This is a genomic window from Chromohalobacter beijerinckii, from assembly GCF_023061185.1.
In the GTDB taxonomy this organism is placed as follows: Bacteria; Pseudomonadota; Gammaproteobacteria; order Pseudomonadales; family Halomonadaceae; genus Chromohalobacter; species Chromohalobacter beijerinckii.
On the sequence record NZ_JAKGAK010000012.1, the window covers coordinates 1 to 25,597 of the forward strand.

Annotated in this window: 26 protein-coding genes; 21 read left to right on the forward strand and 5 right to left on the reverse strand. The window is 58.9% G+C overall.

Annotated features, from left to right (window positions below):
• Positions 1-199 precede the first annotated feature (199 nt).
• Together L1075_RS10190 and L1075_RS10195 are read left to right on the forward strand one after the other, a co-directional pair.
• Positions 200-1,789 carry a peptide chain release factor 3 gene (locus tag L1075_RS10190; RefSeq protein WP_040241055.1) on the forward strand — a complete coding sequence of 530 codons (1,590 nt, stop codon included), beginning with the start codon at positions 200-202 and terminating at the stop codon, positions 1,787-1,789.
• A gap of 66 nt (positions 1,790-1,855) precedes the next feature.
• Complete coding sequence (locus tag L1075_RS10195; protein ID WP_097023731.1) at positions 1,856-2,635, forward strand: TatD family hydrolase; 780 nt, start codon at positions 1,856-1,858, stop codon at positions 2,633-2,635.
• Here L1075_RS10195 and ygfZ read toward each other — a convergent pair.
• Positions 2,626-3,672, reverse strand: a complete 1,047-nt coding sequence (ygfZ, locus tag L1075_RS10200) for a CAF17-like 4Fe-4S cluster assembly/insertion protein YgfZ (protein ID WP_246895277.1) — start codon at positions 3,670-3,672, stop codon at positions 2,626-2,628. The two genes, L1075_RS10195 and ygfZ, sit on opposite strands and share 10 nt — an antisense overlap.
• Positions 3,673-3,829: 157 nt before the next feature.
• Here ygfZ and L1075_RS10205 point away from each other — a divergent pair, with 157 nt between their 5' ends.
• From L1075_RS10205 to L1075_RS10230, 6 genes are all read left to right on the forward strand, one after another.
• Positions 3,830-4,021, forward strand: coding sequence for a copper-exporting P-type ATPase CopA (locus L1075_RS10205; RefSeq protein ID WP_040241062.1), 192 nt, complete (start codon positions 3,830-3,832; stop codon positions 4,019-4,021).
• Positions 4,022-4,041: 20 nt separating this feature from the next.
• Positions 4,042-4,443 (forward strand): OsmC family protein, encoded by a 402-nt coding sequence (locus tag L1075_RS10210; protein ID WP_040241064.1) that lies wholly within the window; start codon positions 4,042-4,044, stop codon positions 4,441-4,443.
• Between the two features lie 54 nt (positions 4,444-4,497).
• The gene (gene uvrB / locus L1075_RS10215) at positions 4,498-6,528 is read left to right on the forward strand and encodes an excinuclease ABC subunit UvrB (protein ID WP_040241066.1); all 2,031 of its coding nucleotides are present in this window, start codon (positions 4,498-4,500) and stop codon (positions 6,526-6,528) included.
• Positions 6,529-6,707: 179 nt separating this feature from the next.
• Entirely contained in the window at positions 6,708-8,213 is a 1,506-nt protein-coding gene (locus tag L1075_RS10220) for a fumarate hydratase (RefSeq protein ID WP_246895276.1), read from the forward strand.
• A gap of 90 nt (positions 8,214-8,303) precedes the next feature.
• On the forward strand, positions 8,304-9,728 hold the full coding sequence (gene cls, locus L1075_RS10225) for a cardiolipin synthase (RefSeq protein ID WP_246941693.1): 1,425 nt from the start codon (positions 8,304-8,306) through the stop codon (positions 9,726-9,728).
• A gap of 78 nt (positions 9,729-9,806) precedes the next feature.
• Entirely contained in the window at positions 9,807-10,724 is a 918-nt protein-coding gene (locus L1075_RS10230; RefSeq protein WP_178998634.1) for a LysR substrate-binding domain-containing protein, read from the forward strand.
• Between the two features lie 20 nt (positions 10,725-10,744).
• Here the strand turns inward: L1075_RS10230 and L1075_RS10235 are convergent, their stop codons facing one another.
• A complete protein-coding gene (locus L1075_RS10235; protein WP_075369329.1) occupies positions 10,745-11,848 on the reverse strand; it encodes a bifunctional nicotinamide-nucleotide adenylyltransferase/Nudix hydroxylase in 1,104 nt (367 codons plus the stop codon).
• A 140-nt stretch (positions 11,849-11,988) separates the two neighbouring features.
• Here L1075_RS10235 and L1075_RS10240 point away from each other — a divergent pair, with 140 nt between their 5' ends.
• Both L1075_RS10240 and L1075_RS10245 read left to right on the forward strand, forming a co-directional pair.
• On the forward strand, positions 11,989-12,948 hold the full coding sequence (locus L1075_RS10240) for a YihY/virulence factor BrkB family protein (protein ID WP_246941696.1): 960 nt from the start codon (positions 11,989-11,991) through the stop codon (positions 12,946-12,948).
• A complete protein-coding gene (locus L1075_RS10245) occupies positions 12,941-13,213 on the forward strand; it encodes an acylphosphatase (protein WP_246941699.1) in 273 nt (90 codons plus the stop codon). The genes L1075_RS10240 and L1075_RS10245 overlap by 8 nt, the downstream gene beginning before the upstream one ends.
• 52 nt (positions 13,214-13,265) lie before the next feature.
• Here L1075_RS10245 and L1075_RS10250 read toward each other — a convergent pair whose 3' ends face one another.
• The 3 genes from L1075_RS10250 to L1075_RS10260 are packed head-to-tail and all read right to left on the reverse strand — an operon-like array spanning position 13,266 to position 16,155.
• Positions 13,266-14,210: a nucleoside hydrolase gene (locus L1075_RS10250; protein ID WP_246941702.1), complete on the reverse strand. Its 945-nt coding sequence runs from the start codon at positions 14,208-14,210 to the stop codon at positions 13,266-13,268.
• A 54-nt stretch (positions 14,211-14,264) separates the two neighbouring features.
• Positions 14,265-15,185 (reverse strand): ribokinase, encoded by a 921-nt coding sequence (locus L1075_RS10255; RefSeq protein ID WP_040241077.1) that lies wholly within the window; start codon positions 15,183-15,185, stop codon positions 14,265-14,267.
• A 28-nt stretch (positions 15,186-15,213) separates the two neighbouring features.
• Positions 15,214-16,155, reverse strand: a complete 942-nt coding sequence (locus tag L1075_RS10260) for a D-2-hydroxyacid dehydrogenase (protein WP_246941705.1) — start codon at positions 16,153-16,155, stop codon at positions 15,214-15,216.
• 219 nt (positions 16,156-16,374) lie between these two features.
• Between L1075_RS10260 and L1075_RS10265 the strand changes: the two genes are divergently transcribed.
• The 11 genes from L1075_RS10265 (at position 16,375) to tolB (ending at position 25,583) form a co-directional block, all read left to right on the forward strand.
• Positions 16,375-16,632 (forward strand): FmdB family zinc ribbon protein, encoded by a 258-nt coding sequence (locus tag L1075_RS10265; protein ID WP_040241082.1) that lies wholly within the window; start codon positions 16,375-16,377, stop codon positions 16,630-16,632.
• 65 nt (positions 16,633-16,697) lie between these two features.
• Complete coding sequence (gene aspS / locus L1075_RS10270; RefSeq protein ID WP_246941707.1) at positions 16,698-18,482, forward strand: aspartate--tRNA ligase; 1,785 nt, start codon at positions 16,698-16,700, stop codon at positions 18,480-18,482.
• Between the two features lie 103 nt (positions 18,483-18,585).
• Complete coding sequence (locus tag L1075_RS10275; protein ID WP_040241087.1) at positions 18,586-19,335, forward strand: YebC/PmpR family DNA-binding transcriptional regulator; 750 nt, start codon at positions 18,586-18,588, stop codon at positions 19,333-19,335.
• A gap of 43 nt (positions 19,336-19,378) precedes the next feature.
• Positions 19,379-19,918: a crossover junction endodeoxyribonuclease RuvC gene (gene ruvC, locus L1075_RS10280; protein WP_040241091.1), complete on the forward strand. Its 540-nt coding sequence runs from the start codon at positions 19,379-19,381 to the stop codon at positions 19,916-19,918.
• Between the two features lie 80 nt (positions 19,919-19,998).
• Positions 19,999-20,613 carry a Holliday junction branch migration protein RuvA gene (ruvA, locus tag L1075_RS10285; RefSeq protein ID WP_040241095.1) on the forward strand — a complete coding sequence of 205 codons (615 nt, stop codon included), beginning with the start codon at positions 19,999-20,001 and terminating at the stop codon, positions 20,611-20,613.
• A 9-nt stretch (positions 20,614-20,622) separates the two neighbouring features.
• Positions 20,623-21,678, forward strand: coding sequence for a Holliday junction branch migration DNA helicase RuvB (gene ruvB / locus L1075_RS10290; protein ID WP_040241097.1), 1,056 nt, complete (start codon positions 20,623-20,625; stop codon positions 21,676-21,678).
• Entirely contained in the window at positions 21,675-22,070 is a 396-nt protein-coding gene (gene ybgC / locus L1075_RS10295; protein WP_040241100.1) for a tol-pal system-associated acyl-CoA thioesterase, read from the forward strand. Before ruvB ends, ybgC begins: the two co-directional genes overlap by 4 nt.
• 51 nt (positions 22,071-22,121) lie before the next feature.
• Complete coding sequence (tolQ, locus tag L1075_RS10300; RefSeq protein ID WP_281504148.1) at positions 22,122-22,799, forward strand: protein TolQ; 678 nt, start codon at positions 22,122-22,124, stop codon at positions 22,797-22,799.
• A 10-nt stretch (positions 22,800-22,809) separates the two neighbouring features.
• Complete coding sequence (gene tolR / locus L1075_RS10305; protein WP_040241104.1) at positions 22,810-23,250, forward strand: protein TolR; 441 nt, start codon at positions 22,810-22,812, stop codon at positions 23,248-23,250.
• Between the two features lie 9 nt (positions 23,251-23,259).
• Positions 23,260-24,294 (forward strand): cell envelope integrity protein TolA, encoded by a 1,035-nt coding sequence (gene tolA, locus L1075_RS10310; protein WP_246941711.1) that lies wholly within the window; start codon positions 23,260-23,262, stop codon positions 24,292-24,294.
• Complete coding sequence (gene tolB / locus L1075_RS10315) at positions 24,294-25,583, forward strand: Tol-Pal system beta propeller repeat protein TolB (RefSeq protein ID WP_040241107.1); 1,290 nt, start codon at positions 24,294-24,296, stop codon at positions 25,581-25,583. Before tolA ends, tolB begins: the two co-directional genes overlap by 1 nt.
• Positions 25,584-25,597: the final 14 nt, after the last annotated feature.

Sequence of the window (25,597 nt, forward strand, 5' to 3'; positions counted from 1 at the left end):
ATGGCGAGTCCCGGCGCGCCGCCCCGAGTATCGTCAGGCATTTCTTTTAAAACCCCAGCGTCGAAAGAGGCTGGGGTTTTATCGTTTATGGGGCTCTACCCACATGCCTGTCTAAACAGTACAATTCGCGGCAAGAATCCATTCTTTTCAGTCAGATGCTTGATCAGCGCCGACTGCCGCAAATCAGCGAAGTATATCGATGTCAGATACTCAAGTGGCTCAAGAAGCAGAATTACGCCGGACCTTCGCCATTATCTCGCACCCCGACGCCGGCAAGACCACCATTACCGAAAAAATGCTGCTGTTCGGTAACGCTATTCAGCTCGCCGGCTCGGTCAAGAGTAAGCGCGATGAACGTCATGCGACCTCCGATTGGATGAAGATGGAGCAGGAGCGTGGCATCTCGGTGACGACTTCCGTGATGCAGTTTCCGTATAACGGTCGGATCGTCAATCTGCTCGATACGCCTGGCCACGAAGATTTCTCCGAGGACACCTACCGCACGCTGACGGCCGTGGATTCAGCATTGATGGTGATCGATGGCGCCAAAGGGGTCGAGGACCGTACCATCAAGTTGATGGATGTCTGTCGTTTGCGCACGACACCAATTTTGACATTCATCAATAAGATGGACCGTGATACCCGTGATCCGGTCGAGGTGATGGATGAAGTCGAAACGGTACTGAACATTCAGTGTGCTCCGATGACTTGGCCGGTGGGGATGGGGCGCCATTTTCGTGGTGTCTATCATCTCTACAATGATGTCATTCACCTTTACAAACAGGGCCAGGGCAACCGGATCCCGGAAGATTTGCGCATCGAAGGGCTCGATAGCCTCGAGGTCGATGAAACGTTGGGTAAGGATGCTGCGGAGGAATTACGGGCGGAAGTCGAGTTGGTTCGCGGCGCATCTCATACTTTCGATCTTGATGCGTATCGCCGCGGCGAGCTTACCCCGGTGTATTTTGGAACCGCGATGGGGAATTTCGGTGTGCGTGAAATGCTCGATGGCTTCGTCGAATATGCGCCCTCGCCATTAGCGCGCGACACCGATAAACGCACCGTAGAAGCAAGCGATGAACGTTTCACCGGTTTCGTGTTCAAGATCCAGGCCAACATGGATCCTAAGCACCGTGACCGCATTGCCTTCTTGCGGGTGTGTTCGGGCAAGTATGACAAGAACATGAAAATGCGCCACGTACGCATTGGCAAAGATGTCAAAATTGCCGATGCACTGACTTTTATGGCATCCGACCGTTCTCATGTCGAAGAAGCCTGGCCTGGCGACATTATCGGCTTACATAACCATGGTACGATTCAGATCGGTGATACCTTCACGCTGAACGAGGATATGCGCTTCACGGGTATTCCGCACTTTGCGCCCGAGCTGTTCAAGCGTGTGCGGTTGCGTGATCCGCTCAAGATGAAGGCCCTGCAAAAGGGGTTGAAGCAGCTCTCGGAGGAGGGCGCGACGCAGGTGTTCATGCCGATGGATAACAACGACTTGATTGTCGGGGCCGTTGGATCGCTGCAGTTCGATGTCGTCGCGCATCGCTTGAAGCAGGAGTACAAAGTCGATTGTCTTTATGAGCCGGTCAATGTACAAACCGCTCGCTGGGTGTATTGCAACGACGCCAAGATGCTTGATGAGCTAAAGCGCAAGGCCAGCACGAACCTTGCCTGGGACGGTGGAGACTACCTTACTTATCTAGCGCCAACGCGCGTCAACCTGCAGATGACACAGGAGCGTTGGCCGGATGTTGAGTTCCGGGCTACGCGCGAACACTAAGCCCCCGCTAGCATTTCGTCTTCGCCGACTCATCCCCATCGTATGCGTCGGCGAGAGAGGCACACCATGTCTGCGACTCTGATCGATGCCCATTGTCATCTCGATTTCGATGTCTTCGATGAAGACCGCGATGCTGTACTGGCGCGTGCGGCCAAGGCTGGAGTGGGACATTACATTGTTCCGGGGACGACGCGTGAGCGTTGGCCACAGGTAGCCGCTCTTGGGCGACGTTCAGAGATCAGTGTCTGCTATGGGCTGCACCCTTACTTTCTTCAGGCCCATACGCCCGAAGATACTAACGCTCTTGAAGCCCAGCTCGACGCCTACCCGGATACCGTCGCCCTCGGCGAATGTGGCATCGACGCGCGTCTTGATGATCTCGATCGCCAATGGCAACTCTTCGATGCGCAATTACGCATCGCTAAGCGGCGCCACCTGCCGGTTGTGATTCACTGTGTCCAGGCCAACGATCAAGTGGTAAAGCGCTTGCGCCAGCTCGCATTGCCTGCCGGTGGCCTGATACACGCGTTCTCGGGGAGCCCCGAACAGGCTCAAGGCTTCCTGGAGGCGGGCTTCGTTCTGGGGATCGGCGGGGGCGCGACCTATGCACGCGCTAAGCGCCTACGGCGCGCTATACGTTCGCTGCCCGACGATGGTTATGTCCTCGAGACCGATAGCCCGGATATGCCGCTGTACGGCGAGCAAGGGCGACGCAATGAGCCAGCCCGAGTTCATGCTGTGTGTGAAACGGTGTCTGAGCTCCGAGAACAGTCCTATGCCGCGGTGGCAATGCAGAGCACCGCCACCGCGCGCCGCCTATTCGGATTGGTGCCACATCAAGCCTGAAGAGACATACTTTCTGGATCGACGCGTTCGATCGCATAGGGTAACGCTAGACGCTTGAGCGGAACGCCATCGATGTTGAGCTCGCGAGGTTCATCGCGCTGCGTAATGATAGCGAGTACTTCGGCTTTTCCGTCAGCGTTTAGGGCAGCGCACACGACGTCGCCTTGAGATTTGCCGTTAGTGTCGTGCACGGGCGTTCCGAGCGTCGGTAGCGTGTCGCTTTCCAGTTGAGCACGCAGCAGACGTTTCTTGACCTGGCCACGGAAATGCGCCCGCGCGACCACTTCTTGTCCGGTGTAACACCCTTTGCGAAAGCTGATACCACCCAAGGCTTCCCAGTTGATCATCTGCGGGAGATAACTATCACGTTGCGCATCGCCCAACCAGGCGAGGCCGGCTTGGATATCCTGCAGACGCCATACGGCGTTGCCGACGGGCGTTGCGATGTTCTCGAAAGCCTTCCATAGGGACAAGGCCGTAGCCTCGGGAGCGACGATCATGAAGCGAGGCATCGGGCCTGGGTGGTGTAGTATGACCGCTGCATGGCTTTGAGCCATAGCCCATGTGGCGGGGGCAGCTACATCGAGCTGAGTCTCGACCTGAGCAGCTGCGTCTTCGCCCAGTACACCGAATACCCGCGTTGCCGGCCGCGTGATCTCGACCTTGTAAAAGGGCGCGTATTTCGCGAGGTGCGCGTGCAACGGGTCTACTACGCCGATATCCAGCAGGAGCCAATAGCGTGTCTCGTCCACACGCATCAATTGGCCGTTGGCCAGCATGCGCCCCTTGGGCGAGCAAAATGCCGTTAAAGGCGCGAACTCGCCATTGACAAGTTCAACCTGGGCGCTGGTCTGCCCCTGGAGAAAACGTTCGGCATCGGGACCGGCAATTTCCATGATCGAGTACTGTGGCAACGGGGCAATTGCCGTGGACGACAAAGGCACGCGAGCCTGGGACACGGCCTCGCCGAAGTGCCACTCATTCTCTGCTGCGCGCACTAGCCCTTGCGTTTCAAGATGACTAATCCAATCGTTCATGGAATAACTCCGTATCGCGAACGCGGCGGTCGCTCGACTGTATTCAAATGTCACCCTCGAATATCAGGGCGGGCAAGGGATTTTCCAACCACCGCGGCACCGTCGTTGTGCCATGATAAACTCCCCGGCAAACGAATGAACGAATGGAGAAGACCCCATGGCGCGTATAGCACTGACCTTCGAGCAGGTCGACAGTGCCGAGGATGTCAATCGCATCACCACGGCCCTGATGGAGATGGACGGCGTCGAGGAGGCCGAGGTCGGCCGTCATGGCGCCGACGTGGAAGGGCGCGTGCGGCGCGAGGCGTTGCTGCAAACCATCCAGGCGCTGGGGTACAAGGCACACTGACTGTCACACGAGAGGTAGCCATGACGATCACGGTCATCACGCAGCGCGACGGCTCGCTTCGCCAGCAGGCGACGGTAAAGGAATTTTCGGCGTTGGCGGTGGATGCTCCGCGAGAGGTGGGTGGGGATGAAAGTGCGCCTGATCCGCACGACTATTTCGATCTGTCGCTCGGTGCGTGCAAGGCCATGACGGCCCTGATGTACGCGCGGCGTAAGCAATTGCCCGTGGAAACGATCACCGCGACCGTCGAGCGCGACGCCAGCGATGAGGCTCGGGGTCATTATCGGCTTACCGTGACCCTGGCGTTCGAGGGCATCGATGATCCTGAAACGCTGAACCGTCTGCTCGAGATTGCCGATCGCTGCCCGATACAACGCCTGATGACCGCCAGCGAGGTGGACATCACTACGCGCCCGGCCTGACCGCAACCGCGGTCAAGGCTTGAACGGCCCTTACCTCGCCCTTATGTGAGACTCATGAGCAAACCCTTTCGCATTCAGTCGCAATTCCAGCCTGCAGGCGATCAGCCGGCGGCTATTGAAGGCCTGATACATGGCTACAATGCTGGACTTGCGCATCAAACACTGCTCGGTGTCACCGGGTCCGGGAAAACGTTCACCATGGCCAACGTGGTGGAGCGCCTACAGCGTCCGACCATTGTCATGGCCCCGAACAAGACGCTAGCCGCCCAGCTTTACGGCGAGTTCAAGAGCTTTTTCCCCGATAACGCGGTCGAGTATTTCGTTTCGTATTACGACTACTATCAGCCGGAAGCCTATGTGCCGTCGTCGGACACCTTCATCGAGAAGGATGCCTCGATCAACGACCATATCGAGCAGATGCGTCTCTCGGCGACCAAAGCGCTTCTGGAGCGTCGTGATTCGCTGATCGTGGTGTCCGTCTCGGCCATTTACGGCTTGGGGGATCCCGATCAGTACTTGAAGATGCGCTTGCACTTCAACCGTGGCGAACTGATCGATCAGCGTACCTTCCTGCGGCGCCTCGCCGAACTGCAATATACCCGCAACGACATGGATTTTCGCCGCGGGACCTATCGGGTTCGGGGCGATGTCATCGACGTTTTCCCAGCGGATGCGGAAGACGAAGCGGTGAGAGTGGAGCTGTTCGATGACGAGATCGAGACCATCAGCCTGTTCGACCCGCTGACCGGCGAGGTGCGTGGCAAGGTGCCGCGCATGACGATTTATCCCAAAAGCCACTACGTGACACCGCGCGAGACGATTCTCGGCGCCGTGGATGACATCAAGGCTGAGCTGGCCGAGCGGTTGGAGTGGTTGCGCAAGAACGACAAGCTCGTCGAAGCTCAGCGTCTCGAGCAGCGTACGCTTTATGACATCGAAATGATGCTCGAACTGGGATATTGCAACGGCATAGAGAACTACTCGCGCTATCTATCGGGGCGCGCGCCGGGTGAGGCTCCCCCGACGTTCTTCGATTACCTTCCGGACGACGCGCTGTTGTTCATCGATGAATCCCACGTCAGCGTTCCCCAGGTCGGCGGAATGTATAAAGGGGACCGTTCACGCAAGGAAACATTGGTCGAATACGGGTTCCGATTGCCCTCGGCGCTGGACAACCGTCCCATGAAATTCGAGGAATGGGAACGCATTTGCCCGCAGGCAACCTTCGTTTCCGCAACACCGGGCAAGTATGAGGCCGAACATGCCGGTCAGGTCGTTGAACAGGTCGTACGTCCCACCGGCTTGGTCGACCCCGAAATTGAAGTGCGGCCGGCGGGTACGCAGGTAGATGATCTACTCTCCGAGATTCGGCTGCGCACTGACGTGGGGGAGCGCGTTCTGGTCACCACGTTGACCAAGCGCATGGCCGAGGATCTCACCGAGTATCTCGGCGAGCACGATATTCGGGTCCGCTACCTGCACTCCGATATCGACACCGTCGAGCGCATAGAGATCATTCGCGATCTGCGCCTGGGTAAATTCGACGTCCTCGTAGGTATCAACTTGCTGCGCGAGGGACTGGACATACCAGAAGTCTCGTTGGTGGCGATTCTCGATGCCGATAAAGAAGGCTTCCTGCGCGCCGAGCGGTCGTTGATCCAGACTATCGGGCGTGCGGCGCGTAACGCACACGGCAAAGCGATTCTTTACGGTGATCGGATAACGGATTCGATGCGTCGGGCGATGGATGAAACCGAGCGCCGTCGTGATAAGCAGATCGCGTTCAACGAAGAGCATGGCATCACGCCCAAGACGGTAACGAAGTCGGTTGCCGACATCATGGAAGGGGCTCAGACACCAGGTAAGAAAGTAGGACACAAGCGTCCCGACAAGCGTGTTGCCGAAGCACCGGGCGACTATAGTGCCGAGCAGCTCAACCAGATGGATGCCGCAGGCTTGACGCGGGAAATCGGCAAGCTCGAGGACGCCATGCACGAAGCCGCGCAAAATCTGGAGTTCGAAGAAGCCACGCGCCTGCGCGATCAGTTGCAATCCCTGAAGTCACGGTTGATTGAGTTAGGATAACGCCAGTTTATACCGTTATCTTTCTGCAAAAACTCAAAATAAAATAGATCGTCACGCAGCCTTTGAGCGATCCACCTTAAGCGTGATCGCTCATTTTCGGTATAATCCCACGTTTGTGTTTCTCGCGATGTTTCTTACGGAACCTCGCGAGGTATAGACCATAATAAGGAGTCTCTTTCATGACCGTGATACGCCAGGATGATGTAATCCAGAGCGTGGCTGATGCCTTGCAGTTTATTTCTTATTACCATCCCAAAGACTTCATCGACGCCATGCACGAGGCGTATCAGCGTGAGGAGAATCCCGCCGCTCGCGATGCTATCGCTCAGATTCTGATCAACTCTCGAATGTGTGCCGAGGGTCATCGACCGATCTGTCAGGATACAGGCATCGTGACAGTATTCGTCGAGATCGGTATGAACGTGCGCTGGGAAGCCGATATGAGCCTCGACGACATGATCAACGAGGGCGTTCGCCAGGCATATAAGCTCCCCGACAATGTCTTGCGTGCCTCGGTATTGGCCGATCCTGATGGCAAGCGTCAGAATACCGGCGACAATACGCCAGCCGTCATCCATCACAAGCTGGTCCCCGGTGATAAGGTCGAGGTCCACGTCGCAGCAAAAGGGGGCGGTAGCGAGGCTAAGTCCAAGTTCGCGATGCTCAATCCTTCCGACAATGTCGCCGAGTGGGTCCTGGAGCAGTTGCCCAAGATGGGAGCGGGTTGGTGCCCGCCAGGTATGCTGGGCATCGGCATCGGTGGCACCGCCGAAAAAGCCATGCAACTCGCCAAGGAAGCCTTGCTCGATCCCATCGATATTCAGGATCTCAAGGCACGTGGTGCCGAGAATCGTGCCGAAGAACTGCGTCTTGAGCTCTTCGAGCAAGTCAACCGGACCGGTATCGGCGCACAAGGGTTGGGCGGGCTGACCACTGTACTCGATATCAAGGTCAAAGATTATCCCACCCACGCTGCCAACAAGCCGGTCGCTATCATTCCCAATTGCGCAGCCACGCGGCATGTGCATTTCACGTTGGACGGTAGCGGTACAGCGTCACTGCCCGTTCCGACGCTGGAAGACTGGCCGCAAATCACGCGTGAAGCGGGTGACAATGTTAAGCGGGTAAATCTGGATACGGTCACGGCTGAAGAGGCGGCTTCCTGGCAACCGGGCGATACGCTGCTACTCAATGGAAAGCTGCTGACAGGGCGTGATGCCGCGCACAAACGCATGGTCGATATGCTGGCCAAAGGCGAGTCTCTGCCGGTCGACCTGCGTGGGCGCTTCATCTATTACGTAGGGCCTGTCGATCCGGTTGGTGACGAAGTCGTCGGGCCTGCTGGCCCCACGACGGCTACGCGCATGGACAAATTCACACGGACTATGCTCGAGCAGACCGGTCTCCAGGGAATGGTTGGCAAAGCCGAGCGGGGACCGATGGCGATCGAGGCAATCCGTGACAACGGGGCCGTTTACCTGATGGCAGTGGGAGGTGCTGCGTACTTGGTGGCGCAAGCGATCAAGAAATCCCGCGTGGTCGCCTTCGAGGATCTCGGAATGGAAGCGATTTATGAGTTCGACGTCGAAGACATGCCGGTGACCGTTGCCGTCGATAGTCAAGGCGAGTCGGTCCACCAGATCGGTCCGGCGAAGTGGAAAGAGATTATCGCCGCGAGTGCATGATCATGCGATGATCGTCGCTTCAGGCCCCGTTCCACGCGGGGCCTGATTTTTAACCAGCGAGCGCTTCGAAGGTTTCAGGGAGGAACCGACATGACATCCGGACTGATCGGTATCCTGATCGTGACGATCCATGTGCTGGGCGTGTTGTCCGCCGTCATGGCATTGATGTCGAGTCGTACCTCGCAAGGGGCGGTTGCCTGGATCGTTACGCTTTTGACCTTTCCCTACCTGGCCGTTCCCATCTACTGGATCTTCGGACGTCCGCGTTTTTATGGTTACACCTCTGCGCGCGGCGAACGCGACACCGTACTACGTCAGGTCCTATTGCGTTTCAGGCCCCGGCTCGAGCCTTTCTTTTCTCGTCCCTCATTTGACACCACGCGCATTCAGGCCGTCGAGCGTCTGGCCATGATGCCCATGAGCACGGGCAATCGCGCCGAACTGCTCATCGATGGGGAAGAAACCTTCCAGAGCTTACTAGAGGGAATCGATGCCGCGCGCGAATACATCCTCGTGCAGTTTTTCATTTTCCGCGCCGATGAAATAGGCACCTTGTTCAAGCAGCACTTGATGCGTCGGGCAGAGCAGGGGATTCGGGTTTGCTTGCTTTACGACGAAATCGGCAGCCGCAGTCTACCCAATGACTACTTGCACGAGTTATCGCAAGCGGGCATCGAGGTCACGGCCTTCAACTCGTCGCGCGGCTGGCGTCACCGTTTCCAGATCAATTTCCGCAATCATCGCAAGATCGTGGTCGTCGACGGGCGTGAGGGGTGGACCGGTGGCTTCAATGTGGCCGATGAATATCTAGGGCGGGTGGCGCGTTACGGCCCCTGGCGCGATACTCATCTCAAGCTCACCGGACCGAGCGTCATGGGATTGCAGGAAGCCTTCTGGGAAGACTGGTACTGGGCCACTGAAGAAATACTGCCCTTGAACTGGGAACCGTCGATTACCTGCGATGAGTGCCAGCACGTGGTGATTGTGCCTTCCGGGCCGGCTGATAACTGCGAGACGGCAAGCCTATTGATTCAACATGTCATCCACGGGGCCCATGAACGACTGTGGGTGACCAGTCCATACTTCGTCCCGGATCAGGGAGTGCAAGATGCCTTGAAGCTTGCCGCCTTGCGTGGTGTCGATGTACGCGTGATGATTCCCGAGCGTCCCGATCACTTACTGGTTTTCCTATCGGCTTTTTCCTTCTTGCCCGAGATGATTCGTCACGGCGTACGTATTTTTCGCTATCAGCCGGGGTTCCTGCACCAGAAAGTCGTCCTGGTCGACGACGAGACAGCGCTGGTCGGTTCAGTCAACCTCGATAACCGTTCGTTTCGGCTCAATTTCGAGATTACTGCGTATGTACCCGATGCGGTATTTGCCGGCCAGGTAGAGGACATGCTACGTCGGGATTTTGCGGCATGCCGCGAGGTATCGCTGGACGAACTCAACAATCGCCCCATCTGGCGTAAACTCGTCTCGCGGGCGGCCTATCTGCTAGCCCCCATACAATGACATCCGTTGCGTATCGAGACGCGATGTTCGTATGCTCGCGGCTGTCGTACATTTATTGCGTGACCACCAGGAGTGCCGGTGAATCTTGAAACCAAGTGGCTCGAAGATTTCGTTGCCCTCGCCAATACACGCAGTTTTTCCGCGTCGGCGAGACAACGGCATGTCACCCAGCCTGCTTTTAGCCGACGCATCCGCTCCTTGGAACAAGCCGTGGGTGCCACCTTGGTCGATCGTTCCACGACGCCTATCGGGTTGACCCCGGAAGGGCAGTTATTCCTGGTCACGGCACGCAGTATGGTCGAGCAGTTGAGCGAATGCCTTGCCCATTTGCGCGGTCTGTCGATGGCCAACGAAGCACTCGATATCGTCGCCGCGCATTCGCTGGCGTTGACGTTTTTCCCGCGCTGGATTTCACGTTTACAAAAGGGCGTGGGTGAACTTCCGACGCGGCTGGTCGCCATGAACGTCGGGGATGCCATTCATGTGTTGCGCGAAGGCAACTGCGATCTGATGCTGGCCTATTACGATCCCTACGCTAGCATGCAGCTCGACGGCGAGGCCTTTCCTTCATTTTCCATCGGCCAGGTGAAAATGCTGCCGGTTTGCGTACCTAACGCCGATGGCACCCCACGCTTTGCACTGGACGATGAGGCGGGTATCCCGTTTCTCGCCTATACCCAGGGCGCCTTTCTGGGACGTAGCGTACGCATGCTGCTCAAGAACGATCCGCTACGCATGCGCCTCAAGACCGTCTATGAGACCGCCATGGCGGAAGGCCTCAAGGGTATGGCCCTGCAGGGGGTCGGTATGGCATGGATTCCCGATTTTTGCATACGAGAAGAACTCGCCGCAGGGCGCTTGATCCGCGCGGGAGATCCGCAGTGGGACATTCCACTCGAGATACGTCTTTACCGGTGTTCGCTGGTACACAAGCCCGGCGTCGAGAAGCTCTGGCGACAGATGATGAAGTTACCGCGCGACTTCCTGCAGGCATGAATAGGTGGCAGCGACTTGCGTCATGGCGTGGCCATGCCGGCCGGCAAGCCCAGAAAGTTCTGAATGATGAAGAAATGGTCCTCGAACAACGCCTCGGGATCGAGGTCGGCCAATGCTACCCAATGGGCTTGCTCGCCACTGCGTGAAGGCTTGAGCTGGGGCAGTTGCTGTTCGGGTCGCAGGGCAAAATAGAAAGCCTGCGCCAAGGTGCGCCCTCGCCAGCTGCGATGGGGATCATCGAACAAGCGCTGACCACGTAGCGAACCTTTGAGCACGGCTTCGGGGATCTTGAGGCGCACACGCTCACGCAGCTCGCGCAAGCAAGCATCAAGCAAGCGCTCCTGGGGCTGAATGAAACCTCCCGGCAAGGCAAGTAACCCCTTTCCGGGTGCCGCTCGACGCTCGACCAGCAGCACATGCCCGGACTGCACCACGACGGCATCGACGGTCACGAATACCGGCGGATAAGGCGCCTGCGCCCAGGCTTTACGATACTCTTCGAGTAGGTGCTGTTCTTCCCACAGTTGCGCACATTCCGGCGTTTCAAGAAAACGCCGCAACACGTCGCGGACCGGTTCCGACAGGCCGCTACGTTCCCCGCGCGCCAAATAATCGTCTGCCAATGCCGGTTGGCCAAACAACGCTTCGCGAATTCGACTGGCCGAGACATCACTGACTAGCGGGACGCTGACCGACTCCCATTGCGGAAACAGCGTGAGATAGTAGCTAGACTGACCGCGACTGGCACCGATCAAGCCGATTCGGGGTAACCGCCCCTGTTGGGGGACGACCACGTCGCGCACCCGACGCTGCACATCGCGTACCCAGACATCGTTGTTGTAGAGCGCATCCAATAACGGCGTGATTTCGAGTCGCGCGTTATCATCGTCATCGAAGCATTCGCGCAGCATGTCTCGACGCTCCGCGAAGCGCCAGGGATTGCGCAGCGAACGGGCCTGCCAAGCGGACCCCACCATGACGATCACCTGCCGCGCTTGTTGCAACGCCTCGCGAATGACAGTGATATGCCCCAGGTGCGGCGGCTGAAAACGCCCGATGAAGACCAGACAATCGAAGGCATAGGGTGTATCGGAGGAGGGCAAAGACGTGGTGGCGTTGGACATGAAAGCTCCATCAGCAGGGCCGAGCCATTATGGGCAGCCACTCGGGCCTCTGCAATATAAGCAGTAGCCGGGGCATCTGCGCTATCCTGAGACCCAGCAACGGTGTGCTCATCATTCATCATGTCCGACAAGGAGAGTCCGTGATCAACCTTTCGCCGCGCTATTGGTACCGAATCGTCGTCAACGCCGCCACCTTATGGCTTGAGCACAATGCGTTCAGCTTCGCGGGTTCCTTGGCGTTTTACACCCTGTTTTCACTGGCGCCGACGATCATCATCGCCGTCACGGTCATTGGTCTGGTACTGGGAGAAGACGCCGCGCAAGGCCAGATCGTGGCGCAGTTGCAAGACACCATGGGGCAGGACGCCGCCACGGCGATTCAGCAAGCGGTGTCTCAGTCCCGCATCGAAAGCTCCGGTATCTTGCCGACGTTGCTCGGCATTGGCGCGCTGGTGGTGGGGGCCACGACCGTCTTCGCACAGATGCAATTCTCCCTCAATACGCTCTGGGGCGTGACAGCGCGTCCCGATCGCAACGGGCTTTGGCTATTCATCAAGAAACGTCTTCTGTCGCTGACCGTGGTGCTAGCGGTGGGTTTCATCCTCATGGTGTCGTTGGTGTTGAGCGTGATGCTGCGTGCCTTCTTCCGGTATGCGAGCGACTGGCTGCCAGGCGTCAACGCGCTCTTGGGAAGCGCCGAATTCCTCGTCTCGCTGGCGGTGATAGCACTGTTTTTCGCCGCTATTTTCAAGGTGTTGCCGGATGTCGTGGTGAGCTGGCGAGATGTTATCGTCGGCGCGATCGTAACGGCAGTGCTGTTTGCGATCGGGCGCTACGCCATCGCTGCGTATCTAGCTTATACCGCTACGGCGTCGACATACGGCGCGGCGGGGTCGGTCGTTCTAGTATTGCTGTGGGTTTACTACAGTTCGCTGATTTTACTGTATGGCGCCGCTTTCACCCGCACGCATCTCGAAGCGCGTGGCAAGCGTATCGTACCTCGCAACTCCGCGGTCTCGGTCAAACGCGAATTCGTGGATCCACCCGAATATTCCGCAACCCAAGCGACGCCCGCAAGCAAAGGAGAGGGCCATGCATGAATATTGTCTCAAGGCCTGGGTTACCGGCCGTGTGCAAGGCGTTGGATTTCGCGCCGCGTCACGCGATCAAGCGCTAATGGAAGGGCTTACCGGGCATGCCAGGAACCTCGGCGACGGCCGTGTCGAGGTGCTGTTATGCGGCGAGCGGGCGGCCGTCGACCGTGTCGTACGCTGGTTATGGCAAGGGCCACCGGCGTCGCGCGTTACTCATGTCGAATGCGAAGAGGTTGACGTCACGCATCCGAGTGTCTTCGAGCTCGGTTAGAACTGCCCCCGAACCGTTCCTATACAGACCGGGAAGATGGGGGCAATTGCCTTCAGCGAGTCAGTGTTTCGACGATCCAGTCTACGACGGCCTCGCCGTCGGCGTTCATGCACACATCGACGAGCGGCGTACGTGCCCAGCGTGGATCGATGAAAGCACGCTCTTGTGGCGCAAAGAGCGTCTGGCCTTCGGCGTCGCCCTCTGTGACGACATTCAAGTGCCCGCGTACGGTCGTGAAGAGTTCTGGACGCATCAACCATGCCAAGGCACAGCTGTCGTGTGGGCAACAGCCATCGATATCCAGCGCCGTGCGGTAGAATGCGCGATAAAATGCATAGCTACCGGCCAAGACTTCGCCCAGCTTGCCTTGGGCCGAGGCTATCTTGTCCATCTGCGCGGGGCCCAGTACGCAGCGATGCGTAGCATCGAGCCCCACCAGGGTCAGTGGCCAGCCCGCCGTCAAAACACGTGCGGCAGCATGTGGGTCATTGAAGATATTGGCCTCGGCGACGGGCGTGACGTTACCCCCCTCACGAATCGATCCCCCCATGACGACAACCTGTTTGACGCGATCGACGATGCCCGGGTCGAGCTGCAGCGCGGCGGCTAGATTGCCCAGCGGGCCCACGGCGACCAGCGTGACTTCGCCGGGGCGGGCATTGACCTGTTCGACGATGAACTGTGGCGCACTGATCGTCTCGGCGCGATGGCTCGGAGCAGGTAAGGGATGGTTGCCCAGCCCGTTGTCACCGTGGATATGCGCCGGCGCCGGATGCTTGAGCTTGACCAGGGGCGCTGCTGCGCCTTGTGCGACGGGGACTCGCTGGTCGGCGAGCTCAGCAAGCAGCAGCGCATTGGTCGTTGCCGTATCGATATCGACATTGCCGTAGGTCGTGGTCATGCCGAGAAGCTCGATCTCGGGATGTGCTAAGGCGATGGCAATGGCTTGGGCGTCGTCTACGCCAGGATCGGTATCGAAAATCAGAGGTGTGATCATGAGGTTCCTGTATCAAATAACGGTCAAGTAACAAGCAAACGGTGCCGAAGGGGATCAGTGACGCAAGACATCGCGTGCTGGCCAGTCACGGGAAGCCGCCGCAACCTCGCTGGCATGCGGGATACTTGGTGCCGCGCCGCTTTTTTGCACGCACAAGGCAGCGGCCGCGCTCGCTTCATGCAGGCAGGTTTCGATGGAGGCATCTCGTTGCCGTGCGGCCATGAAGTAACCGATGAAAGTATCGCCGGCCGCGGTCGTATCCACAGCTGTAACAGGAAACGCAGGCAGCTCGAGGCGCTGCGCGCCATGCTGATAACGCACGCCATCACGTCCCAACGTCAACACCAGCTCGACCTCGGGTAGGCGTTGATAGAGGGCATCCATGAGCTCGGCGACTCCGGCATGTTCGTCGAGCCCCGCTAGGGCCGCGGCTTCGCCACGATTGAGGAATAGTATCTGACACAATTCGAGCGGCAACGCGTGCACATTGGCCCCTAGGGGGGCGGGATTGAAAGCGATCCGCATGCCATGGCGCGCGGCAAGTGTCATGATGCTCGCGAGCGCATTGCATTCGTTTTGCAGCAACAGCCAATCATCCGGCGTTACCGAGGTCATCAGGGCGTCGAGGTGACGCTCGTTGAAGCCATGGTTGGCCCCGGGATTGAGAATAATGGCGTTCTCGGCGTGGTCGTCGACCTGAATGATGGCATGCCCGCTAGCATCGGCAGTCAGCTCGATCAGGGATGTGTTGACGCCCGCCTGGTTGAGGATTTCCAACACCCAACGATCGTTCTGTGATACACGCCCCCAATGCGTCACGTCACCGCCTGCACGGGCCATGGCCAATGACTGATTGGCGCCTTTACCGCCCAACCCCTGTGTAAAACTCTGGCTGGACAATGTCTCGCCGGGACGTACCAGGTGACTGACGCGGTAGACGTAATCGATATTGATTGAACCGTAGTTATAAAGCATGCAGGCTCCCGACCATAAAAATCATGTATTAAGCGCGCGAAGCGAGCCATTGATGCAGGTTGTCGCGCGTCAGGCTGACGACGTTGGCGCGCGCTTCCGGCGAGATCCAAGCACTGTGCGGCGTGACGATGAGGTTGAGCGCCTCGTCCAAGGCTTCGATGAGCGCATGCCCCTGACGCGGCGGTTCTTCGGGCAGGCTGTCGACACCGAGCCCGCCGATTGATCCGCCCCGAAGCGCGTCCAGTGCTGCTTTTTCATCTATGATACCGCCCCGTGCGCAATTGATCAGCAAGGCGCCGGGCTTGAAGCGGGACAGCATCTCGGCGTCGACGAGATGCCGTGTCTGATCGGTGAGCGGGCAGTGTAAGCTCAATACATCGAGCTCGCCCGCCAGTGACGCAAGGGAAGGGCGCGAATCCTGCGCTTCGTTGCCTGGGCGCGCGGCAAAGGTGACGCGCATGCCGAAGGCCTCGGCCAAGCGCGACACGGCGCGGCCGAGCTCACCATGGCCGACGATAACGAGATGCTTGTCGGCCAATTGCAGGGTGCGGTGATCGAGCAAGCAGAACAAGGCGCTTTCTTGCCAACGCCCAGCGGCAACATCGCGCATGTAAAGCGGCAAGCGATTGGCGAGGGCAAGCATCAACATCAGAGTATGTTGCGCCACGCTCGCCGTGCCGTACGCAGAGACGTTACGCACCTCGATACCTCGATCGCGAGCGGCTTGCATGTCGATATTGTTGGTACCCGTCGCCAACACGCAGATCAATTTAAGGTTGGGCAGGGACGCGAGCAGGTCGCCGTCCAGCACCACCTTATTGGTGATGGCAATATCCGCGTTGTCGAGACGCGCCTGACGTTCGTCGTCGGGGGTATACGCATGGACCTCGAGGTTATCGACCGCCGCGTGCAACGGTGAGAGATCAATATCGTCGCCGAGGCTGGCGGCATCGAGAATCACGGCTTTCATGCGACGTCCTTTTCTTTTGACGAATAATAAAGTGAGTCTGGCATCGTGGCGGCAAGCTGCATGATATCGAGCCCCGATACGCTTGCCCGCTGGGTGGCGCAACGCGCTATAATGAGCGGCTTTCGGAAAAGGCTTGGAAAGTGCGATCTCCGGCCCTATATCCCTGCCACCGCGCGAGCGTCGCGCGGGCGCTTCTTGATGACATGAATGGTGAGAACCATGCCCATCTACGAGTATGAGTGCAAGGCCTGCGGCCATCGCCTGGAAAAGCTGCAGAAAGTCAGCGCGGCAGCGCTGACCGATTGTCCACGCTGCGAGCGCGCAGAATTATCACGCTTGATCTCCGCGGCGGGCTTTCGCCTGGCCGGCGGCGGATGGTATGAAACCGACTTCAAATCGGGGCAAAAACGCAATCTCGCGGGAGAGGCTTCCGCGCCCTCCACGTCTACCGAGACCGGCAACAAGACGCCCGCCTGACGTGTTCGGCGCCGCTCGGCGGCGCCGAATCGCCCCATGAAATACGCAACGAAACAGGATAAGACATGCGCAGTCACTATTGCGGTCAATTGAACGAAACCCTGGTGGATCAGGAAGTCGCTCTCTGCGGCTGGGTACATCGTCGGCGCGATCACGGGGGAGTGATTTTCCTCGATTTGCGCGACCGCGATGGTATCGCCCAGGTCGTGGTCGATCCCGATACTCCCGAGGCCTTCGCCAATGCCGATCGTGCCCGCAACGAGTTTGTACTGCGCATTCGCGGACGCATTCGCCTGCGCCCCGAAGGCACCCAGAACCCCAACATGCCCACCGGCATGATCGAGGTGCTGGCATCGGACGTCGAAGTGCTCAACACGGCGGCCACACCCCCGTTCCAGCTCGACGAGCATGGCAAGGTCGGTGAAGAGACTCGTCTCAAGCATCGTTACATCGATCTGCGTCGCCCGGAGATGATCGACAAACTGCGGCTGCGTTCGCGGATCACACATAGCGTGCGCGCGTATCTGGAATCCCAAGGTTTTCTGGATATCGAGACGCCGATTTTGACACGTGCCACGCCGGAAGGGGCTCGTGATTACCTGGTGCCGAGCCGCACGCATCCGGGTGAGTTCTTCGCCTTGCCGCAGTCACCGCAGCTGTTCAAGCAGCTATTGATGGTGTCGGGCTTCGACCGTTATTACCAGATCGCCAAGTGCTTCCGCGACGAAGATCTGCGTGCCGATCGCCAACCCGAGTTCACCCAGATCGACCTGGAAGCCTCGTTCGTCGAGGAAAGCGACATCATGTCCTTGACCGAAGACATGATTCGTCAGCTGTTCCAGGACGTGCTCGATGTCAGCCTGCCGGCGTTCCCCAAGATGCCGTACAGTGAAGCGATGAACCGTTACGGCTCGGACAAACCCGACCTGCGTATCCCGCTCGAGCTGATCGATGTCAACGACCTGATGCGCGATGTCGACTTCAAGGTGTTCTCCGGTCCGGCCAAAGCCGATGACGGGCGCGTGGCAGCGCTCAAGGTCACCGGTGGCGCCAAGCTGTCGCGCAAGGAAATCGATGCCTACACCGACTTCGTCAACATCTACGGCGCCAAGGGGCTGGCCTGGATCAAGGTCAACGAACGCGCCAAAGGTATCGAAGGGCTGCAGTCGCCGATCGTCAAGTTCATGGAAGGTATAATCGAGTCATTGCTCGATCGGGTAGGCGCCGAGGATGGCGACATCATCTTCTTCGGTGCCGACAAGGCACGTATCGTCAATGAGGCGCTGGGCGCTCTGCGCGTCAAGTTGGGCGAAGACCTCGATCTGTATACGCAGGAGTGGGCGCCGTTGTGGGTCGTCGACTTCCCCATGTTTGAAGCTGACGACGCCGGTCGCCTAGCCGCCTTGCACCATCCGTTTACCGCGCCTTCGAGCTCGCCGGAGGCGTTCAAGGCAGACCCCGCCAATGCGCTGTCGCGTGCCTACGACATGGTCCTGAACGGTACTGAGCTGGGTGGCGGCTCCATCCGTATTCACGATCAGGCGATGCAGCGGGCGGTCTTCGAGGTACTGGGCATCGGTGAAGAAGAAGCCGAGGAGAAGTTCGGCTTCCTGCTCGACGCCCTCCGGTTCGGCGCGCCGCCTCATGGTGGCCTGGCCTTCGGCCTCGATCGTCTGGTCATGCTGATGAGCGGCGCCAAGACGATCCGCGAAGTGATCGCCTTCCCCAAGACGCAGAGTGCCGCCTGCCTGATGACCGATGCTCCGGGCGAGGTCAGTGCCGATCAGCTCAAGGAGCTCAACATTCGCTTGCGTCAGAAGGCTCAGCAAGGTGGCAACGGCGAGGCCTGATGCGCGCCGTTTGCCCCACGTTCTTCTCGTTTTCCCGGCGTCGCCTCGGCGCCGGGTGTCCTGCGAACACGAACGCCTGTTTTTTTCAAGGAGTGACGTCGACATGGCAGGCCATAGTAAATGGGCGAACATCAAGCACCGCAAAGCCGCCCAAGATGCTAAACGCGGCAAGATTTTCAGCAAGCTGATCCGTGAACTAACGGTTGCCTCCCGGCAAGGCGGCGGTGAGGTGGCGGACAATCCCCGCCTGCGCGCCGCCATCGACAAGGCGCTGTCCAACAACATGACCAAGGACACCATCCAGCGCGCCATCGAGCGCGGCGCCGGCAATAACGACGGCGACGAGATGGAGGAAACCGTCTACGAGGGCTACGGCCCCGAAGGCGTCGCGGTGATGGTCGAATGCATGACCGACAACCGCAATCGCACGGTCTCCGAGGTGCGTCACGCCTTCAACAAGAACGGCGGTAATTTGGGCACGTCCGGGTCCGTCGCTTTCATGTTCCATAAGCAGGGGCGTTTGACGCTGCCGGAGGGCACCTCCGAAGAGGCCGCCATGGAGGCCACGCTGGCCGCCGAACCCGAGGACATCATCACTCAGGACGACGGCACGCTCGAGATCGTGACCTCCGTGGAAGGCTTCGGTGCTGTCAAGGACGCGCTAGTCGAGGCGGGCATCGAGCCCTCCGCAAGCGATGTCGGGTCCTATCCCGATAATTACTCCCCCGTCGACGATGTGGATACGGCGCGCAAGGTCCTCAAATTATTCGACATGCTCGAAGACCTCGACGACGTGCAGAACGTCTATTCCAACGCCGATTTCTCCGATGCCGTCATGGCGGAACTCGAGTGAGTGGCGTGACGCGGGTGAGTGGCGGCACGGAGATGATGAGTCGATGATCCTGCTGGGAATCGATCCCGGGTCGCGCATCACCGGTTACGGCATCATAGATGTCGCTTCGGCGACGCCGCGTTACGTCGCCAGCGGCTGCATCCGCATCAAGAGCGACCAGTTGGCTCAGAAGCTCGCCCAGGTGTATGCCGGCGTCGGAGAGTTGATCGGCGTGCATCGTCCGCATGAAATCGCCATCGAGCAGGTCTTCATGTCCAAGAATGCCGACTCCGCACTCAAGTTGGGGCAGGCACGCGGCACGGCGATCGTCTGTGCCGCCAATCACGGCCTCGAGGTCTTCGAATACGCCCCCACCCAGATCAAGCAAGCGGTCACCGGCACCGGCGCGGCGACCAAGGATCAAGTACAGCATATGGTGACGGCGATTCTGGGGCTCGACGGCACGCCACAGGCCGATGCCGCCGACGCACTGGCCATCGCCTTGACCCATGCCTATGCGCGCCAGGGCCGCTCGTTGTCAGCAGCGCGCGGGCGGCGGCGGAGCGGTTCCCGTCAGCGTTGGCGCGACTTCCGCCCCGACTGAGACGCCGCATGTCGGGTGCTGGTCAGTTGCGAGGCGGATCAGTATAGTGTCAACCCAGTCAATCGAAGGACTCGATGTGCATGATTGGACGCTTGCGTGGCACCCTGTTGGAAAAGCAACCGCCGTGGATCGTCGTCGATGTCGGCGGCGTCGGCTATGAGCTGGAGACCTCTATGACCACCTTGCTGGCATTGCCGGCGGTGGGCGAAGAGGTTCAACTCCACACGCATATGGCGGTGCGCGAGGATGCGCATTTACTGTATGGCTTCGCACGCGGCGAAGAACGTCAACTCTTTCGCGCGCTGATCAAGGTCAACGGGGTAGGGCCCAAGCTAGCCTTGGCGATTCTCTCCGGCATGGATCAGGAAGCCTTCATCCGCTGCGTCATGGAAGACGACAGCAAGGCGCTGACACGTCTCCCCGGCGTCGGCAAGAAAACCGCCGATCGATTGGTCGTGGAAATGCGTGACCGCTTCCCCCATTGGCAGCTCGAGCAGGAAAACGGACTGCATGCTCTTGAGTTGGGTGCCTCACCCGCAGCACCTGCGGCCGATCCTTTCGCCGATGCGGAATCGGCCCTCGTCGCCTTGGGCTACAAACCTACCGAAGCCTCGCGCATGCTGTCCGGGCTGGACGATAGCCTCTCCACGGAAGGCCTGATCAAAGCCGCCCTGACACGCAAGATGGCAGGTTAAGGACCGCGAATGATCGATACCGACCGTCTAATCGCGGCGCAACCTCAGGGAAGCGAGGTGCACGTGGATCATGCCATTCGTCCGCAGCGACTGGCCGAGTACATCGGCCAGCCCCGCGTGCGCGAGCAGATGGATATCTTCATCAGCGCGGCCCGTCAGCGCAGCGATAGCCTCGATCATACCCTGATCTTCGGGCCGCCTGGCCTTGGCAAGACCACGTTGGCCAACATCATCGCCGCCGAGATGGAAGTCGATATCAAATCGACTTCCGGCCCCGTACTCGAGCGCGCCGGTGACCTCGCCGCCATGCTCACCAACTTGCAAGCCGGTGATGTGCTGTTCATCGACGAGATACATCGCCTTCCCGCCTCGGTGGAAGAGGTGCTGTATCCCGCGATGGAGGATTATCAGCTCGACATCATGATCGGCGAAGGCCCCGCCGCGCGTTCCATCAAACTCGACCTGCCTGCCTTCACTCTGGTGGGCGCTACCACGCGTGCGGGGCTGCTCACATCGCCGCTGCGCGATCGTTTCGGTATCGTGCAACGACTGGAATTCTATGCGGTCGACGAATTGACCGAGATCGTGGTGCGTTCAGCGCATTTATTAGGGGTCGAGGCCGACCGTGACGGTGCGGCCGAAATTGCCCGCCGCGCGCGTGGCACGCCACGCATCGCCAATCGTCTACTGCGGCGCGTGCGCGACTTCGCCGAAGTGCGTGGCGATGGTCGCCTGAACGAAGAAATTGCCGATCAAGCTCTCAACATGCTGCATGTCGACCGCCATGGGCTCGACCACATGGACCGACGCCTATTGATGGCGATGATCGAGAAGTTCGATGGCGGCCCGGTCGGCGTCGACAGCCTCGCGGCCGCAATCAGCGAGGAACGCGATACGATCGAGGATGTCCTAGAACCGTACCTGATCCAACAGGGATTCATGATGCGCACCGCGCGTGGACGTGTGGTCACACGTCTGGCTTACGAACACTTCGGCCTGACGCCGACCGATGCCGTTGTCGCAGCGCCATCGCTTGATGACAAGCGACAGGAGAGCGATGTATGAGCGGCTTCACGCATACGGTCAAGGTCTACATCGAAGACACCGATGCCGGCGGTATCGTCTATTACGTCAATTATCTCAAATACATGGAGCGGGCACGCAGCGAGTGGTTAAACCACCACGGCCTGGCCCAGCGCGACTTGCTCGCACAGGGTATCCAACTGGTTGTGCATCACCTTGAATGCCGTTATGCCAAGCCCGCCCACCTCGACGACGAGCTGCACATCACGGCGGACGTCGTCGAATCCACTGCCTGCCGCGCGACCTTCGCCCAGACAGTGACACGTCGCGGGGAACGACTGTGCGAGGCCCGGGTGGACATCGTCTGCCTCGAGGCTTCTCGGCTTAAACCCTTGCGTTGGCCGGATGCGCTGCAGCCGCTAATGCACGGATAAACCAAGCGAAACGAACTCTCAAGCGACACGAGGACTGCCGTGAACGACTCCATGTCCATTCCGCATCTGATCATGAACGCCAGCCTGATCGTTCAACTGGTCATGCTCCTGCTCCTGGCTGCCTCAATAGCCTCCTGGATCATCATTTTTCAGCGTAGTATTGCGCTGCGGCGCGCCGAAAAGGCCTATCAGGATTTCGAAGACCGTTTCTGGTCCGGCGTCGATCTCAACGAGCTCTATCGCGAGCTGCCCGCTGAACAAGAATCTCACGGCGCGGAGCACGTTTTCCGCTCCGGTTTTCGTGAATTCAACCGTCTTATGCCCAAGACCCAAAGCACCGATGCGGTGCTCGAAGGCGTGCAACGTGGCCAGCGCGTCGCCCTGTCGCGTGAAGAAGATCGCCTACAACTGCATCTCACTTTCCTCGCCACGGTCGCTTCGGCAAGCCCTTATATCGGCCTGTTCGGGACCGTATGGGGCATCATGGGGTCGTTCCAAAGCTTGTCGATGGCTCAGCAAGCGACGCTGTCCACTGTCGCGCCCTGGATCGCGGAGGCGTTGGTCGCCACGGCCATGGGCCTGTTTGCAGCTATTCCTGCGGTGATCTTCTATAACCGACTATCCGCCCATGCGGGACGCTTGCTCGGCAAATACGAAAACTTTGCCGAGGAATTCCACGCCATCCTGCACCGTAATCTGCAGGGGCGCAGCGAACGCGAGGCATCCTGAGGGAGGAAACATGTACGGATCCTATCATCATCGCCAGCGGCGCAAGCCGATGGGTGAGATCAATGTCGTGCCGTTCATCGATGTGATGCTGGTGCTGTTGGTGATCTTCATGATCACCGCTCCCATGCTCAATCAGGGGGTCGATGTCGAGTTGCCACAAGTGTCGTCCGAGCCTATCGATACCGAGGAGCAAGAGCCGCTGATCGTGTCGGTGGATCGTGAAGGGCAGTACTACATTTCCCTGGAGGATGAAGAGACCCCCGTCGCCCTTGATGAACTTGGGGAAAAGGTCAAGGCCATGTTGAGCCGCAACGCGGATACGCCGGTCATGGTGCGTGGCGATCGCAATGTTTCCTATGGTCAGATCGTGACTTTGATGAGTACGCTGCAAGGTTCGGGAGTGGGTAACGTCGGACTTATCTCCGAACCCCCTTCCGGCGGTGAAGAGTGAGGCATCGACATGGCGAAACGTGAACGCCGTGTAGGCTATGGTTGGCCGGTGCTGCTGGCCATTGGCGTGCATGTCGCGGCGCTGATGCTCACTCTCATCAAATGGCCTGAAAGCGAGTCCGACCCAACCTCTTCATCAGTGGTCCAGGCGACGCTCGTTCGCGCTGAAACGGCAACGGATCAACCCCAGCAGACCGAGGATTCCACTCCGCCCGCCTCTCAGTCGGAAGAAGAGGATGCGCCGGAACCCGAAGAATCGGCGCCTTCGGAAGCGTCTGAGGAACCAGAACCCGATAGCGAGGCCGAGACAACGGATAGCGCGGTGGAAGAAGCCAAAGCCGAAGCACAGCGCTTGCAGGAAGAAGCGCAACGCGCGGCGGAACAGCGAGCCGAAGCCGAGCAGCAGCGCCAGGAAGAGGCTGAAGCCGAGCGGCAGCGTCAGGAAGAAGCCGAAGCCGAGCGGCAGCGCCAGGAAGAAGCTGAAGCTGAGCGGAAGCGCCAAGCAGAGGCCGAAGCTGAGCGGAAGCGCCAGGAAGAGGCTGAAGCCGAGAAGAAGCGCCAGGAAGAGGCTGAAGCCGAGAAGAAGCGCCAGGAAGAGGCCGAAGCCGAGAAGAAGCGCCAGGAAGAGGCCGAAGCTGAGCGGAAGCGTCAGCAAGAGCTCGCCGAACGGGCGGCTCAGGCCAATAACTCATCACTGGACAGCATGATCAGTGATGAAGAACAATCCATTGCTAACGCAAAGCAGGCCAGCGAAGCTGCCAATGGCTTCAAGAACCTGGTTCGCCGATACGTCGAACAAAGCTGGAATGTACCTTCCAATGCATCTTCGGAGTTACGCGCCATCGTGCGAATCCAATTGCTGCCCACTGGCGAGCTGGTAAACGCCACAATCATACAAAGCAGTGGCAATTCCGCTTTCGATCATTCCGTGATCAATGCCGTCGAAAAGGCGGCGCCATTCCGTGCGATGCGCGAACTCGACGCTTCGGTAAAAGGGCAGTTCCGTGAATTCAATCTGGACTTCAACCCAGAGGACATCCGCTGATGAAACGACTCAAGTTTTGGACAGCCGCGCTGCTGATGTTATGTGCCGGAATGGCGCATGCCGAGCTGACCATCGAAATCACCAAGGGCAGCGATCAGGCCATCCCCATTGCCATCGTGCCGATGGAAGGCGGGGATGCACTACCGCAAGAGATCTCGCGTATCGTCGGCAACGACCTGGAGCGCAGCGGTCGTTTCAAACCATTGTCGCGAGATTCGCTGATTTCCCGGCCCAGTAGCAGTGATGATGTTTACTATCAAGATTGGCAGCAGTTGAATAGCGACTACCTGGTGGTGGGCAAGGTCGAGAACCAAGGCCAGAATGGCCAGTACCGCATTCAGTATGAGCTTCTCGACGTTAATGGCGAAGACCGTATGCTCGGCGAGGTCGTAACCGCCAGCCGGGATCAACTGCGCGACAGCGCGCACTATATCAGCGATCAGATCTTTGAAGAGATCACCGGAATTCGTGGCGCTTTCTCTACGAGCATCGCCTATGTCACGGCCAATGGCGTCGATGACAACATCAAATATACTTTGAACATCGCCGATTCCGACGGGCACAACAACCAAGAGATTCTCTCCTCAGATGAGCCCATCATGTCACCGGCGTGGTCACCGGACGGTCGCAAGCTGGCCTATGTCTCGTTCGAGACGGGGCGGCCCTCCATCTATGTCCAGAACCTTTCGACAGGGCAGCGTATCCAGCTGACCTCCTTCGAAGGAATCAACGGTGCACCGGCATGGTCACCGGATGGACGCAAGCTGGCAATGTCGCTTTCCAAGGATGGCCAGCCGGAGATCTACGTCATGGATGTCGGCTCGCGAAATCTCACGCGCCTGACACATAGCGATGCGATCGACACCGAACCCGAGTGGGCGCCGGACGGTCGTAGCTTGATTTTCACCTCCGATCGTAGTGGCAATCCGCAGATCTATCGTTACAACCTGGGTGATGAGCAGGCCCAGCGGATCACCTTCACCGGCAGCTATAATTCACGTGGCCGTTTCAACCCGGACGGCGATGCGATATTTATGGTGACCCGCGACGACGACGGTTTCCACATTGCTCGCCAGGACCTGGATACCGATCGCATGACGGTCCTCACCGATTCCAATTGGGATGAATCTCCCAGTGTCGCGCCGAATGGCACCATGGTAATCTTCGCCACGCAAGAAGGGACCCGCGGTGTATTGGGGGCCGTATCGGACGATGGTAGTGCTTCCTTCCGGCTGCCGTCGCCGCAAGGGGACGTGCGCGAACCTGCATGGTCACCCTTTTTAGACTAAACCGCGATAGAGTC

Coding starts and splice junctions, on each gene's coding strand:
- L1075_RS10210 (WP_040241064.1), top strand. CDS start 4,042: ATGACGATCACGGTCATCACGCAGCGCGACGGCTCGCTTCGCCAGCAG.
- ruvA (WP_040241095.1), top strand. CDS start 19,999: ATGATTGGACGCTTGCGTGGCACCCTGTTGGAAAAGCAACCGCCGTGG.
- L1075_RS10250 (WP_246941702.1), bottom strand. CDS start 14,210: ATGATCACACCTCTGATTTTCGATACCGATCCTGGCGTAGACGACGCC.
- ruvC (WP_040241091.1), top strand. CDS start 19,379: ATGATCCTGCTGGGAATCGATCCCGGGTCGCGCATCACCGGTTACGGC.
- L1075_RS10245 (WP_246941699.1), top strand. CDS start 12,941: ATGCATGAATATTGTCTCAAGGCCTGGGTTACCGGCCGTGTGCAAGGC.
- L1075_RS10260 (WP_246941705.1), bottom strand. CDS start 16,155: ATGAAAGCCGTGATTCTCGATGCCGCCAGCCTCGGCGACGATATTGAT.
- L1075_RS10195 (WP_097023731.1), top strand. CDS start 1,856: ATGTCTGCGACTCTGATCGATGCCCATTGTCATCTCGATTTCGATGTC.
- L1075_RS10220 (WP_246895276.1), top strand. CDS start 6,708: ATGACCGTGATACGCCAGGATGATGTAATCCAGAGCGTGGCTGATGCC.
- L1075_RS10235 (WP_075369329.1), bottom strand. CDS start 11,848: ATGTCCAACGCCACCACGTCTTTGCCCTCCTCCGATACACCCTATGCC.
- ruvB (WP_040241097.1), top strand. CDS start 20,623: ATGATCGATACCGACCGTCTAATCGCGGCGCAACCTCAGGGAAGCGAG.
- ybgC (WP_040241100.1), top strand. CDS start 21,675: ATGAGCGGCTTCACGCATACGGTCAAGGTCTACATCGAAGACACCGAT.
- aspS (WP_246941707.1), top strand. CDS start 16,698: ATGCGCAGTCACTATTGCGGTCAATTGAACGAAACCCTGGTGGATCAG.
- L1075_RS10265 (WP_040241082.1), top strand. CDS start 16,375: ATGCCCATCTACGAGTATGAGTGCAAGGCCTGCGGCCATCGCCTGGAA.
- tolA (WP_246941711.1), top strand. CDS start 23,260: ATGGCGAAACGTGAACGCCGTGTAGGCTATGGTTGGCCGGTGCTGCTG.
- L1075_RS10205 (WP_040241062.1), top strand. CDS start 3,830: ATGGCGCGTATAGCACTGACCTTCGAGCAGGTCGACAGTGCCGAGGAT.
- tolQ (WP_281504148.1), top strand. CDS start 22,122: ATGTCCATTCCGCATCTGATCATGAACGCCAGCCTGATCGTTCAACTG.
- cls (WP_246941693.1), top strand. CDS start 8,304: ATGACATCCGGACTGATCGGTATCCTGATCGTGACGATCCATGTGCTG.
- L1075_RS10275 (WP_040241087.1), top strand. CDS start 18,586: ATGGCAGGCCATAGTAAATGGGCGAACATCAAGCACCGCAAAGCCGCC.
- L1075_RS10255 (WP_040241077.1), bottom strand. CDS start 15,185: ATGCTTTATAACTACGGTTCAATCAATATCGATTACGTCTACCGCGTC.
- ygfZ (WP_246895277.1), bottom strand. CDS start 3,672: ATGAACGATTGGATTAGTCATCTTGAAACGCAAGGGCTAGTGCGCGCA.
- uvrB (WP_040241066.1), top strand. CDS start 4,498: ATGAGCAAACCCTTTCGCATTCAGTCGCAATTCCAGCCTGCAGGCGAT.
- tolR (WP_040241104.1), top strand. CDS start 22,810: ATGTACGGATCCTATCATCATCGCCAGCGGCGCAAGCCGATGGGTGAG.
- tolB (WP_040241107.1), top strand. CDS start 24,294: ATGAAACGACTCAAGTTTTGGACAGCCGCGCTGCTGATGTTATGTGCC.
- L1075_RS10190 (WP_040241055.1), top strand. CDS start 200: ATGTCAGATACTCAAGTGGCTCAAGAAGCAGAATTACGCCGGACCTTC.